This window comes from Vibrio owensii (genome assembly GCF_002021755.1).
Classification (GTDB): domain Bacteria; phylum Pseudomonadota; class Gammaproteobacteria; order Enterobacterales; family Vibrionaceae; genus Vibrio; species Vibrio owensii.
Window position 1 is genome coordinate 2785898 of the sequence record NZ_CP019959.1, and the last position, 12294, is coordinate 2798191.

14 protein-coding genes are annotated in these 12294 nt (G+C 48.3%); 13 read left to right on the forward strand and 1 reads right to left on the reverse strand.

Annotated features, from left to right (window positions below):
* Positions 1 to 119 precede the first annotated feature (119 nt).
* The 6 genes from fliE to fliJ all read left to right on the forward strand — a co-directional run bounded on the left by fliE (position 120) and on the right by fliJ (position 5924).
* Positions 120 to 431 carry a flagellar hook-basal body complex protein FliE gene (gene fliE, locus A9237_RS12825; protein WP_005438670.1) on the forward strand — a complete coding sequence of 104 codons (312 nt, stop codon included), beginning with the start codon at positions 120 to 122 and terminating at the stop codon, positions 429 to 431.
* Between the two features lie 15 nt (positions 432 to 446).
* Positions 447 to 2189, forward strand: a complete 1743-nt coding sequence (fliF, locus tag A9237_RS12830) for a flagellar basal-body MS-ring/collar protein FliF (RefSeq protein WP_005438677.1) — start codon at positions 447 to 449, stop codon at positions 2187 to 2189.
* Positions 2182 to 3237: a flagellar motor switch protein FliG gene (gene fliG, locus A9237_RS12835; protein WP_005438679.1), complete on the forward strand. Its 1056-nt coding sequence runs from the start codon at positions 2182 to 2184 to the stop codon at positions 3235 to 3237. The genes fliF and fliG overlap by 8 nt, the downstream gene beginning before the upstream one ends.
* 113 nt (positions 3238 to 3350) lie before the next feature.
* Positions 3351 to 4151, forward strand: a complete 801-nt coding sequence (gene fliH / locus A9237_RS12840; RefSeq protein WP_039842490.1) for a flagellar assembly protein FliH — start codon at positions 3351 to 3353, stop codon at positions 4149 to 4151.
* A gap of 3 nt (positions 4152 to 4154) precedes the next feature.
* Positions 4155 to 5474 (forward strand): flagellar protein export ATPase FliI, encoded by a 1320-nt coding sequence (gene fliI, locus A9237_RS12845; RefSeq protein ID WP_005433019.1) that lies wholly within the window; start codon positions 4155 to 4157, stop codon positions 5472 to 5474.
* A gap of 6 nt (positions 5475 to 5480) precedes the next feature.
* Entirely contained in the window at positions 5481 to 5924 is a 444-nt protein-coding gene (gene fliJ, locus A9237_RS12850) for a flagellar export protein FliJ (RefSeq protein WP_038896140.1), read from the forward strand.
* Between the two features lie 36 nt (positions 5925 to 5960).
* On the opposite strand, the gene A9237_RS12855 is transcribed toward fliJ, so the two are convergent.
* Complete coding sequence (locus tag A9237_RS12855; RefSeq protein WP_078608318.1) at positions 5961 to 6275, reverse strand: NIPSNAP family protein; 315 nt, start codon at positions 6273 to 6275, stop codon at positions 5961 to 5963.
* 282 nt (positions 6276 to 6557) lie between these two features.
* Between A9237_RS12855 and A9237_RS12860 the strand changes: the two genes are divergently transcribed.
* The 7 genes from A9237_RS12860 to fliQ all read left to right on the forward strand — a co-directional run bounded on the left by A9237_RS12860 (position 6558) and on the right by fliQ (position 12288).
* The gene (locus tag A9237_RS12860; RefSeq protein WP_078608319.1) at positions 6558 to 8615 is read left to right on the forward strand and encodes a flagellar hook-length control protein FliK; all 2058 of its coding nucleotides are present in this window, start codon (positions 6558 to 6560) and stop codon (positions 8613 to 8615) included.
* Between the two features lie 38 nt (positions 8616 to 8653).
* Positions 8654 to 9154: a flagellar basal body-associated protein FliL gene (gene fliL, locus A9237_RS12865; protein WP_005438693.1), complete on the forward strand. Its 501-nt coding sequence runs from the start codon at positions 8654 to 8656 to the stop codon at positions 9152 to 9154.
* A 7-nt stretch (positions 9155 to 9161) separates the two neighbouring features.
* The gene (gene fliM, locus A9237_RS12870) at positions 9162 to 10208 is read left to right on the forward strand and encodes a flagellar motor switch protein FliM (protein ID WP_005438695.1); all 1047 of its coding nucleotides are present in this window, start codon (positions 9162 to 9164) and stop codon (positions 10206 to 10208) included.
* A 101-nt stretch (positions 10209 to 10309) separates the two neighbouring features.
* Positions 10310 to 10720 (forward strand): flagellar motor switch protein FliN, encoded by a 411-nt coding sequence (fliN, locus tag A9237_RS12875; protein ID WP_005438697.1) that lies wholly within the window; start codon positions 10310 to 10312, stop codon positions 10718 to 10720.
* A gap of 1 nt (position 10721) precedes the next feature.
* Positions 10722 to 11135 (forward strand): flagellar biosynthetic protein FliO, encoded by a 414-nt coding sequence (gene fliO, locus A9237_RS12880; protein WP_005438699.1) that lies wholly within the window; start codon positions 10722 to 10724, stop codon positions 11133 to 11135.
* Positions 11122 to 11991, forward strand: a complete 870-nt coding sequence (gene fliP / locus A9237_RS12885; protein WP_032802991.1) for a flagellar type III secretion system pore protein FliP — start codon at positions 11122 to 11124, stop codon at positions 11989 to 11991. The genes fliO and fliP overlap by 14 nt, the downstream gene beginning before the upstream one ends.
* A 27-nt stretch (positions 11992 to 12018) precedes the next feature.
* Positions 12019 to 12288 carry a flagellar biosynthesis protein FliQ gene (gene fliQ / locus A9237_RS12890; RefSeq protein WP_005433008.1) on the forward strand — a complete coding sequence of 90 codons (270 nt, stop codon included), beginning with the start codon at positions 12019 to 12021 and terminating at the stop codon, positions 12286 to 12288.
* Positions 12289 to 12294 lie beyond the last annotated feature (6 nt).

The following is a 12294-nucleotide window of genomic DNA, read 5'->3' on the forward strand; positions in this document are numbered from 1 at the left end:
ATAAATAGCCATAGGACAAAAGTGTGGGTACACTACGGCGCTATTGTCTTATGGCACAGTAATTGCTGTGTCAATAATCAGTTTTATTTAATAGTCAAACTTTTGGCTTAGAGGTGACAATGAAAGTTGATGGTATTCAAGCAGAAATGCGCGCCATGATGGTGGAAGCGACCAACACCGCTCCCGTTGCAACAGGTGCGAAAGTTGGGGCAGATTTTGGTGATCTCCTAACGAAAGCCATCAATAATGTAAACTCACTTCAAAAAGCATCGGGCGATCTGCAAACGCGTTTTGACCGTGGTGATGCCGATGTTTCCCTTTCTGACGTTATGATTGCTCGTAACAAGTCCAGTGTTGCATTTGATGCCACTGTACAAATCCGCAATAAGCTCGTTGAGTCCTACAAGGACCTCATGAACATGCCAGTGTAATTTTAGGTAATAAGTGTGGCAGACAAGTCTACAGATTTAACCGTCACTGATGGCGGCGCAGATGGTGCACTGATCGCTGGCTCAGATTTGGATGTGGATAGCCAAAACCCAGATCTTGAAGAGCGCAGTGCGTCAAAATTCGATATGGCAGTAGGCGACCTCGATTTACTTCGTCAGGTCGTGTTAGTGCTGTCCATCTCTATCTGTGTTGCGTTAATCGTGATGCTTTTCTTCTGGGTGAAAGAACCGGAAATGCGCCCACTTGGTGCATACGAAACCGAAGAACTGATCCCAGTGCTGGATTACCTCGACCAGCAAAAAATCAATTACAAGCTAGATGGCAACACCATTTCTGTGGAATCGAGTGATTACAACTCGATCAAGCTGGGCATGGTGCGTGCGGGCGTGAACCAAGCGACAGCGGCAGGCGATGACATTCTGCTGCAAGACATGGGCTTTGGTGTATCACAACGTTTGGAACAAGAACGTTTGAAGCTCAGCCGTGAACGCCAACTTGCACAAGCGATTGAAGAGATGAAGCAGGTGCGTAAAGCGCGTGTGTTGCTCGCTCTGCCAAAACACAGTGTGTTTGTTCGTCATAACCAAGAAGCGTCTGCCTCAGTATTTTTAACGCTCTCTACAGGCGCAAACCTAAAACAACAAGAAGTGGATTCCATCGTTGATATGGTGGCAAGTGCTGTTCCGGGCATGAAGACCTCTCGTATTACGGTAACGGACCAACACGGTCGTCTGCTTAGCTCAGGTTCTCAAGACCCTGCGTCTGCGGCTCGTCGTAAAGAACAAGAGCTAGAGCGCAGCCAAGAGCAAGCGCTGCGCGAGAAGATTGATTCTGTTCTTCTACCAATCCTAGGTTTTGGTAACTACACCGCTCAGGTGGATATCCAAATGGATTTCAGCACTGTTGAGCAAACTCGTAAGAACTTCGATCCGAATACTCCAGCAACGCGCAGTGAATACGCGCTAGAAGATTACAACAACGGCAATATGGTTGCGGGCATTCCTGGCGCTCTGAGTAACCAACCGCCAGCCGACGCGTCGATTCCTCAAGATGTGGCGCAGATGAAAGATGGTTCGCTGACTGGCCAAGGCTCAGTTCGTAAAGAATCAACTCGTAACTTTGAGCTCGACACCACCATCAGCCACGAGCGCAAGCAAACCGGCACATTGGCGCGTCAAACCGTTTCAGTGGCGATCAAAGACCGTCGCACCGTAAACCCAGATACGGGCGAAGTGACTTACACGCCGTTGTCAGAATCAGAAATTAATGCCATTCGCCAAGTGCTGATTGGTACCGTTGGTTTTGATCAAAACCGTGGTGACTTGCTAAACGTCCTTAGTGTGAAGTTTGCTGAGCCAGAGCTTGAGCAAATGGTTGATCCACCAATTTGGGAACATCCAAACTTCAACGATTGGGTTCGTTGGTTTGCGAGTGCGTTGGTGATCATCGTGGTTATCTTGGTTCTGGTTCGCCCAGCAATGAAGAAACTGCTTAACCCTGCGAGCACCGACGAAGACGAAATGTACGGACCAGATGGCTTGCCAATTGGTGCGGATGGAGAAACCAGCCTAATTGGTAGCGACATCGAAAGCGGTGAACTGTTTGAGTTTGGTTCAAGCATCGATTTGCCTAACCTTCACAAAGATGAAGATGTACTTAAAGCAGTACGTGCTCTGGTAGCAAACGAACCAGAACTTGCTGCTCAAGTTGTGAAAAACTGGATGAACGAAAATGGCTAACGATATCGTACCTCAAGATGAAAATGGCGTAGGTGTTCCTGCGGAGTTTGATGTCTCTAGCATGACAGGTGAAGAAAAAGCGGCGATTTTGCTGCTCAGCCTGAACGAAGGCGACGCCGCAGGCATCATCCGTCACTTGGAACCAAAGCAGGTTCAACGTGTTGGTAGTGCAATGGCGCGCGCTAAAGATCTGAGCCAAGACAAAGTGTCTGGTGTGCATCGTGCGTTTTTAGAAGACATCCAGAAATACACCAACATTGGTATGGGCAGCGAAGACTTCATGCGTAATGCGCTGGTGGCTGCTCTGGGTGAAGACAAAGCAAACAACTTGGTCGACCAAATCCTATTGGGTACTGGCTCGAAAGGTCTGGATTCACTCAAGTGGATGGACCCTCGCCAAGTGGCAAGCATCATTGTCAACGAACACCCGCAAATCCAAACCATCGTACTTTCGTACTTGGAAGCGGACCAATCGGCAGAAATCCTTTCACAGTTCCCAGAGCGCGTGCGTCTGGATCTGATGATGCGTATTGCCAACCTAGAAGAAGTTCAGCCATCAGCATTGGCAGAGCTGAACGAAATCATGGAGAAGCAGTTCGCAGGTCAAGCGGGTGCACAAGCAGCGAAGATTGGCGGTCTGAAGGCAGCAGCAGAAATCATGAACTACCTAGACAACAACGTCGAAGGTATCTTGATGGAGCAAATCCGCGACCAAGACGAAGACATGGCAACACAAATCCAAGATCTCATGTTCGTATTCGAGAACTTGGTGGAAGTGGACGACCAAGGTATTCAGAAATTGCTGCGTGACGTTCCTCAAGACGTTCTGCAACGTGCACTTAAAGGTGCCGACGACTCTCTACGTGAGAAAGTCTTCAAGAACATGTCTAAGCGTGCCGCTGAGATGATGCGTGACGATATCGAGGCAATGCCACCAGTTCGTGTTGCAGACGTGGAAGCGGCGCAAAAAGAAATCTTGGCGATTGCTCGTCGTATGGCAGACGCTGGCGAAATCATGCTGTCTGGCGGCGCAGACGAGTTCTTATAATCCTTTCTTATTCCTCCTGCTTAAGTGGGAGGAATGCACTTCCATAGTTGCGCATTTTTCAAAGCACTTTATTTTTAGAATCAATTTCAACATAGACAGATTGTAGGTTAAGCATGGCTGGCGATAGAAAACGTGGATTTATCCGTCCTGATGAAGACGATGCGATGATCGAACCGCAGCGCTGGGGTTTGCCTGATTATGGTGAGCCGAAAGCAAAGCAAGCCAAGCAAACTGCGTTTAACTACGATCCAGGTTGGGTGCCAAATTTTGACGAACCGGAAGAAGAGCAAGCGCTTGAACTGACAGAAGAACAGATCGAATTGATCAAGCAAGGTGCTTATCAAGAAGGTCTGTATCAAGGTCAAGAAGCGGGCTTTAAGCAAGGTTACGACAAAGGCAAAGAAGAAGGCATTCAAGCAGGCCATGCAGAAGGTCTTGAGCTGGGTAAAGCGGAAGGTGTGACCGCTGGGCAAGAGTACATCCAGCAGCAGGTGGAAACCTTCATGAACTTGGCTAACCAGTTTGCTCAACCTTTAGAGCTGATGAACGCTCAGGTTGAAAAGCAATTGGTGGACATGGTGCTGTGCCTAGTTAAAGAAGTTGTGCATGTGGAAGTGCAAACCAACCCTCAAATTATTCTCGATACTGTAAAGCAATCTGTGGAAGCACTGCCAATTTCTGGCCATCCAATCACCTTGCACTTGAATCCAGACGATGTGGCGATCATCCGCTCTGCGTACGGCGAAGAAGAACTTGATTGTCGTAATTGGACATTGGTTGCAGAGCCTGCATTAAATCGCGGTGATGTACAAATTGCCGCTGGCGAATCGAGCATTAACTACCGCATGGAAGAGCGCGTGAAAAGCGTGCTGAACAGCTTCTGTGGCGCAAATCGTCATCAAGGGGGCGAGTAGTCCATGCAAGCCTTGGCCGACCGTTTAAAAAACTACAAAGTTGAAGGCTTAACTACGCGTCCGGTTGCTTCGGGCAAGCTTGTGCGTGTTGTTGGCTTAACCTTGGAAGCGACAGGTTGTCGTGCTCCGATTGGCAGCTTGTGTTTGGTCGAAACCATGTCCGGTCATATGGAAGCGGAAGTGGTGGGCTTTTCTGGTGATAACCTTTTCTTAATGCCGAGTGAGCAAATCACGGGCATCTTACCGGGCGCGAAAGTGACGCCGTTGACCAGTGAAGCGGGTTTGCCCGTTGGTATGGAGCTGCTAGGACGTGTGATTGATGGTGTGGGTAACCCACTTGATGGCCTCGGTCCGCTTTATACCGATCACCGTGCTTCTTTCAATGCAGAGCCGATTAACCCATTGGCGCGTAAGCCTATCTCTGAGCCACTTGATGTGGGTTTAAAAGCCATCAACGGCTTATTGACGGTCGGTAAAGGTCAACGTATCGGTCTGTTTGCGGGTTCTGGTGTTGGTAAATCGGTCACCCTTGGCATGATGACGCGAGGCACGACGGCGCAAGTTGTTGTCGTTGGTCTGATTGGTGAACGTGGACGCGAAGTAAAAGAATTCATCGAAGAAATTTTGGGTGAAGACGGACGCCGTCGTTCTGTGGTGGTAGCTGCTCCTGCTGATGCTTCGCCTTTGATGCGCTTGAAGGGCTGTCAAACTGCACTGACGATTGCCGAATACTTCCGTGACCAAGGATTAGATGTTCTTCTACTGATGGACTCTCTTACGCGTTTTGCTCAAGCTCAGCGTGAGATTGCGTTGTCTGTGGGTGAACCGCCTGCAACCAAAGGTTATCCGCCTTCGGTGTTTGCTAAACTGCCAGCCTTGGTGGAACGTGCAGGTAACGGTGGTGATGATCAAGGTTCGATCACCGCGTTCTTTACCGTTTTGACCGAAGGTGACGATCTGCAAGATCCGATCGCCGATGCGTCACGTGCGATCCTCGATGGTCACATTGTCTTGTCTCGTGAAATGGCAGATGCGGGTCACTACCCAGCCATCGATGTCGAGAAATCGGTGAGCCGTGTTATGCCACAAATCACAACAGAAGAGCACGTATTGATGTCGAAAGCGGTGCGTCAGGTGTTGTCGATTTGCCGCAAAAACCAAGACTTGGTTTCGATTGGCGCTTATAAACCGGGTACCGATCCTGCTATCGATGGCGCATTCACCCTCAAGCCAAAACTGGACGAATACTTGCAGCAGCGCATGAAAGAGTCTGTGCCTTATGACATGTGCGTCAACATGTTGAAGAGCATCTTGGGTGGGTAATAGCGTATGAATAACGCCATGGAATTCCTACTTGAGCAGGCAAAAGAGCGTGAAGACCAAGCCGTACTCGCACTCAATAAAGCTCGATCGGAGCTTGAAGATTACTACCGCCAAGTAGAGCAAATTGAAAAGTACCGTTTAGATTACTGTCAGCAGTTGGTAGACCGTGGTATGGCGGGACTCACCGCAAGCCAATACGGCCACTTAAACCGCTTCTTAACCCAGCTTGATGAAACGCTTTCCAAGCAAAAGCAGGCAGAAAACCACTTTAAAGAGCAGGTGGTGAACTGCCAAGATTACTGGTTAAACATGCGTAAAGAACGGATGTCTTACGAGTGGATGATTGAAAAGCGCGAGAAAGAAAAGCAAATTGCGGAAGCGAAGCGTGAGCAAAAGCAGATGGATGAGTTTTCTACCTTGCTTTACAGCCGAAAACCGCAACGTTTTTAAGCGTTTCTCATCATTATATTGCGTTAGTACTGTTAGCTACATCTCTACTGATTCAAGCAAGGTTACTTTGACGGAGTCTTGCTCTATCAACTCAAAAACCTTTGGTCGAATCTCACGAATCCACCATTCATTATAAGTCTCTGCATATATCGCTTGTCGCGCTTGTTCACTGTCGAACTCACGTAACCAGACAAAGTAATCGTGCCCATCTTCACCCGTGTGAACATAGGTGTTTAAGATACGCATGCCTTTGGAGCGTTGGTAGGGCAGCAACTCGTCTTTCATCCACGTTAACCATTGCTCTGTTTTGCCAGTCTTAATTTTATATTGGCGAAGTTCTGTGACTTTCAAAGTGATTCCTTATTGATTGAGCAAGGCTTCTGTTTACGCTCCCACCAATGAATAGTCAAATTATGATGATGGTTTACGCATCTTTGATGCTGCTTAGGGATATCGCAAAGTTGATCTCTGTTCCACTGATGTTGCCTCACTTAACCGTCAGAAATTCCACACTATGCGTTGGCGTGATTTTTGCAATTTAGCCGTCAGTATCGGGTCTTTTGACCTAAGTTTGCCGCCTTTGTGCAATCCGGCAGCGAGTTGCTCAACGCTGCCGATGACGAGAGTTTCTATATGAATGTGAATTTATCCAATGTTTCTGCAACCAATAAGACGTCGGTTTCCGACTCTTCAAATAAAGTTGCTGCAGAAAACCCTGAAAGCAAAGGTTTTTTTGAAACCTTAGCCGGGGTATTTACTGATTCACAAAAAGCCGAAAAAGCGGTGGCAAAATCTGATGCGCCAGACGTATCGGCAGAAAACACAAATGAGGCGACAAAAGTCGCATCGGCAAAGTCAGAGGGTGAGAGCCAAGAAAAAGTCGCTGAAGCTGTGGATGGCGAGAAAGTGGCATCTGCAGAATCAACCGATGAGCTACTTGCTCAAGGCGACGGTAAACAAGTTGCGAGCAGCAAAGCGGGTGAGCTGTCAGATAGCGAATCGGCTTCTAGCGGTGTTCAACAAACAAATTTACCAGAAGGCGATGCAACCCAGTCAGCAGCAAATGGTGCTTCAAGCCAAGTTGCCCAAGGCGCGATAGCAAACCAAACGCAGCCTAATGATGCAGACGCTTCTGAACAGGCGCCTAATGCTCAAGTGAAAAGTGCGATGGGTGAAGGCCAACAATTGTTGGGTCGTATTGAGCAAGCAAACCAAACGCTTAAGCCTAATGAGCAATTAGTTGATAGCGGCAAAGCATTGCCACCTGAGGCAGTATTGGCGCAAAGCGTTACTCAACAGGAAAAAGACACCCCGCTGACTCCAGAGCAACAAGCGATGCTTTCTGCTAAGCAATCCGGCCCACAAAGCGGCGCGGCGCAACCTACTGGCAGTGACAAAGTGATGTTGGATGCCAATGGCAAACCCGTTGTATTGACGACGGGATCAGCCGCGAACGTACAAGCAGCAAACACAAATCAAGCGGCTCCCGTTGCCGCGCAAATTGATTGGAACTCGCCAAGTACTCAAGCTGTTCACGCAGAAGCAACGGTGAATGCGACAACTCAAGCCGCGGTTAACGGTCAAGTTGTGGCTCAAGGTGCTCAGTCGATGGTTGGTGGAGAAGCATTGCAAACGGCATTGCCGGTCGATACCGAAATCTCTGAAGTAAAACGCGTTTCTCTTGATGAGCTGCACATCATTGACACCAATTTGGCGCAGGGTAAGCCGCTTTCTCAACAAGAACTTGATGTAATTGAAGGGCTAAAAACAGGTGAAATGATTGCGGATATCCCTGTGCAAGAATTAGCGCAATTCGCGGCTTTGCCAAGTGATGTAAAAGTGGCGATGGCTGAGCATCAAGCTGCTCATAACCAAACCCGTGTTGCTGCGTCTTCAGTAGCGGCTCAACAAGCTCATCAACTAGCCACACAGGACATGAAGCACGCTGCAGCTCAAGCGAGTGCGCAGACAGCCGTATCTCCAAATGCCGACAAAGCCGCGTTATCTGCAATGCCAGAAGCGTTAGTGGCAGCAAATCTGAACCCAGCAGCGCAGGCTGCTTCTAGTGCAGAGCTAAGCAAGAAAGTGATGAACGCAGGTCTTGCTGCCGGCGCATTGAAAGGTGCTTCAAGCAAGAAAGACAAGCCGGAACCACAACATGGTTTAGCGGGACAAATTCAAGCGGCAGCAGGTCAACAAGGTGTGACAGCTCAGCAACAAGCACGAGTCGATGCTGCGCAGCAGGCACAGTTACCGTTGCGACTAACCAAAGAATTGGCCAATGACCAAGTGGCAGAGAAAGTACAGATGATGATGTCGAAGAACCTAAAGAACCTCGATATCCGTCTTGACCCACCTGAACTTGGTCGTATGCAGATCCGCATGACAATGAACAACGATCTTGCCAACGTTCATTTTACGGTGGCAAACCCGCAAGCGCGTGACTTGATTGAACAAACCTTACCTCGCCTGAGAGAGATGTTGGCTCAGCAAGGTATGCAATTGGCGGATTCGTCGGTTCAACAACAGAGCAGTGGTCAGCAACAAAGTGGCTACGCGAATGCGGAACAAAACGGCCAAGGCTCTCAAGGTCGTGGATTTTCTGGTCAGTCAGATGAAAACTTTGATGCCGACACGAATCTTGATTTGAATGTGGTTTCAAAGCGTGATGGAATTAGTTTTTACGCATAAAATAGCGGCCTAAAAAAGCAGAACAATAAGAGACAGTAATGGCAGAAGAACAGCTACAGGGTGCGGATGCACCAAAAGGAAAAAGTAAGTTACTGATCATCATTATCGCAGTGGTGGTTTTGCTTATCGGTGGTGGTGCGGCAGCTTTCTTTTTAATGGGCTCTGATGAACCTGCGCAAGCAGCACAAACCGAGCAAGCACAAGCGCAAACGGCAGCAGCGCCAATTGCGTACGTGAACATCGCACAACCGTTTATTTTTAACGTGACGGGAGATCGTCGCGATAGACTGGTACAAATCAAAGCGCAACTGATGGTGCGTGGCAGCGAGAATGAGCAATTAGCTCGTTACCATTCTCCACTAATAGAGAGTTCGCTGCTATCGACATTCGCGTCAGCGACCGTGGAGCAACTTCGTTCTCCAACAGGACGAACTGAACTACGTGATCGCGCCTCTGATGATATCAAAGCCGCGCTGAATGCCGCTGTTGGTAAGCCAGTGATTGAGAAAGTACTGTTTACAGATTTTGTAATTCAATAGGTATAACGTGACCGATCTATTAAGCCAAGACGAGATTGATGCGCTTCTGCATGGGGTTGACGATGTTGATGACGTCGATGAACCCATAGATAACGACACCGAGGGTGCCGTCAGTTTCGATTTCTCGTCTCAAGACAGGATTGTCCGTGGTCGAATGCCGACGCTCGAACTTATCAATGAGCGTTTTGCCCGACACATGCGAATCAGCCTGTTTAACATGTTGCGTAAAACCGCTGAAGTGTCGATTAACGGCGTGCAGATGATGAAGTTTGGTGAATACCAAAATACCCTGTACGTTCCGACAAGTTTGAACATGGTGCGCTTCCGTCCACTTAAAGGTACGGCGCTGATCACCATGGAAGCACGCTTGGTGTTTATTCTGGTAGAGAACTTCTTTGGTGGTGATGGTCGTTTCCACGCCAAAATTGAAGGTCGTGAATTTACCCCAACTGAGCGTCGCATCATCCAGCTTCTGCTGAAAATTGTTTTCGAAGACTACAAAGAAGCGTGGTCGCCGGTAATGGGTGTGGAATTTGAATACCTCGATTCTGAAGTAAACCCAAGCATGGCGAACATCGTCAGCCCGACCGAAGTGATCGTCGTGAGCTCATTCCATATCGAAGTCGATGGCGGCGGTGGTGATTTCCACGTGGTCATGCCTTATTCGATGGTAGAACCAATCCGCGAACTGCTTGATGCGGGTGTTCAATCCGACAAGATGGAAACTGACGTACGTTGGAGCTCGGCACTGCGTGAAGAGATCATGGATTGCCCAGTCAACTTCCGTGTGAATCTGCTAGAGAAAGACATCTCTTTGCGTGATTTGATGGAGCTGCAACCGGGCGACGTGATCCCGATTGAAATGCCAGAACACGCCACCATGTTCATCGAAGACTTACCAACTTACCGTGTGAAAATGGGTCGCTCCGAAGACAAGATGGCGGTGCAGATCTCTGAAGAGATCGAACGCCCACACGTAGTAAAAACAGATTTAGCGTTCTTGGGTAAAGACATCATGTCTGAACTTGAAAACGACGACGATACAGACGATTAAAACCCTTACTCATTACAATCGCCTCGCTTTGTTCTCTGTTATCGACAACAAAGAATGAAGCCAGAAGTATGGCGCAGTAAGGTTTAACACAGGACAGAAAAATGGAACCAAGTGACGATCAAAAGCTAGCAGACGAATGGGCAGCCGCTCTTGGCGAAGACCCGTCTGCACCTTCAATTGATGTTGATGAAATATTGGCAGCGCCACTGGAAGAGTTAAAAGACACCTCGGCTCCAATTACGGAAGATGAGCGTCGCAAGCTCGACACCATCATGGATATTCCAGTGACTATTTCGATGGAAGTAGGGCGCTCACAAATCAGTATCCGTAATCTACTGCAATTGAACCAAGGTTCGGTTGTAGAGCTTGATCGCCTCGCGGGTGAATCGCTCGATGTACTGGTTAACGGTACTTTGATTGCGCACGGCGAAGTCGTTGTCGTCAACGATAAGTTTGGTATTCGTCTAACTGACGTGATCAGCCAAACTGAACGCATCAAAAAGCTGCGTTAATATGAGCAGTTCAATCAAAACGCGATTGAAGCAAATTACAGGAGCACTCGGCTTAATGCTGAGTGCTCCTTACGCATTTGCTGCCGCGCCAACGAGTTTGGATCTCGCGACCACGTTAGGTTCTTTAGTGCTGGTTATTGGTGTGATTCTATTTCTGGCTTGGTTGCTAAAGCGCATGCAAGTACCGGCAATGGGTCAACAAAAAGGGCTACGAATTGTTAGCCAGTTACCAGTCGGTACCAAAGAGCGCATTGCGGTTGTGCAAGTCGGGGAAGAACAGTTTTTGGTCGGTATTACCAGCCAATCTATCCAAACCCTAGCCAAGCTTGAAAAGCCATTGAAAGAGGAAGAGTTGGCGACCAGCGCTTTCGCGAGTCAATTTAGCCAACTGATAAAAAAACATGACAAAGGATAATTCAATCCGCCTAATGCTGAGTACTTTTATGTTGCTCGTTGGCGTGCTGTTTTCTTCACTTTCGTTTGCGCAGGCAGAGGAATCGCCATTGCCTTCTAATCTTGCACAAGGTGATAGTGTGACGGTTCAGGCGATGGAAAACGAATCGGGCTCAAGTCGAAGTATGTCAGTGGGCAATGGTGGAGGGATACCGGCCTTTACCATGACGACCAATGCCGATGGCAGCGAAGACTATTCGGTTACTCTACAAATTCTTGCGTTGATGACCATGCTTGGCTTCTTGCCAGCCATGGTGATTTTGATGACGTCGTTTACCCGTATCGTGGTGGTGATGTCCATCTTGCGACAGGCCATGGGTCTACAACAAACGCCTTCTAACCAAGTCATTATTGGTATCGCGCTATTTTTGACGTTCTTTATCATGTCGCCTGTCTTGAATGAAATTAACGATCAAGCGGTACAGCCTTATTTGAACGAGCAAGTGACAGCACGTGAAGCCTTTGATGCGGCGCAAGCACCGATGAAAGCGTTCATGCTTAAACAGACTCGAATTAAAGATTTGGAAACGTTCGTCAATATGTCTGGCGAAGAGGTGACAAACCCAGAAGACGTTTCGATGGCGGTGTTGATTCCTGCTTTCATTACCTCAGAGCTTAAGACTGCGTTCCAGATCGGTTTCATGTTATTCCTACCGTTTTTGATCATCGACTTGGTTGTCGCCTCGGTGTTGATGGCCATGGGTATGATGATGCTTTCACCAATGATCGTATCGCTACCATTTAAGCTGATGCTGTTTGTGCTGGTGGATGGTTGGAACTTGATATTGTCGACACTCGCCGGCAGTTTTGCCCTTTAGATTGGCACAGAGAGAAGAGGGTAAGACATGACTCCAGAAATGTTTGTCGAGCTTTTCCGTGACGCACTTTGGATGGTGCTGATCATGGTCTGTGCCATCATTATCCCAAGTTTGCTTATTGGTCTTGTCGTCGCTATTTTCCAAGCGGCAACCTCTATCAACGAACAAACGCTGAGTTTCTTACCGCGTTTAATTGTTACCTTGTTGGCTTTAATGTTGTTCGGCCATTGGATGACCCAAATGTTGATGGAATACTTCTTCGGCCTGATTGAACGCCTACCACAGGTGCTCTACTAGAGGCGC

Excerpts from the sequence above, each read along its gene's own strand:
- fliI (WP_005433019.1), top strand. The coding sequence starts at position 4,155 with ATGCAAGCCTTGGCCGACCGTTTAAAAAACTACAAAGTTGAAGGCTTA.
- fliJ (WP_038896140.1), top strand. The coding sequence starts at position 5,481 with ATGAATAACGCCATGGAATTCCTACTTGAGCAGGCAAAAGAGCGTGAA.
- fliG (WP_005438679.1), top strand. The coding sequence starts at position 2,182 with ATGGCTAACGATATCGTACCTCAAGATGAAAATGGCGTAGGTGTTCCT.
- fliH (WP_039842490.1), top strand. The coding sequence starts at position 3,351 with ATGGCTGGCGATAGAAAACGTGGATTTATCCGTCCTGATGAAGACGAT.
- fliL (WP_005438693.1), top strand. The coding sequence starts at position 8,654 with ATGGCAGAAGAACAGCTACAGGGTGCGGATGCACCAAAAGGAAAAAGT.
- fliN (WP_005438697.1), top strand. The coding sequence starts at position 10,310 with ATGGAACCAAGTGACGATCAAAAGCTAGCAGACGAATGGGCAGCCGCT.
- fliE (WP_005438670.1), top strand. The coding sequence starts at position 120 with ATGAAAGTTGATGGTATTCAAGCAGAAATGCGCGCCATGATGGTGGAA.
- A9237_RS12860 (WP_078608319.1), top strand. The coding sequence starts at position 6,558 with ATGAATGTGAATTTATCCAATGTTTCTGCAACCAATAAGACGTCGGTT.
- fliQ (WP_005433008.1), top strand. The coding sequence starts at position 12,019 with ATGACTCCAGAAATGTTTGTCGAGCTTTTCCGTGACGCACTTTGGATG.
- fliO (WP_005438699.1), top strand. The coding sequence starts at position 10,722 with ATGAGCAGTTCAATCAAAACGCGATTGAAGCAAATTACAGGAGCACTC.
- fliP (WP_032802991.1), top strand. The coding sequence starts at position 11,122 with ATGACAAAGGATAATTCAATCCGCCTAATGCTGAGTACTTTTATGTTG.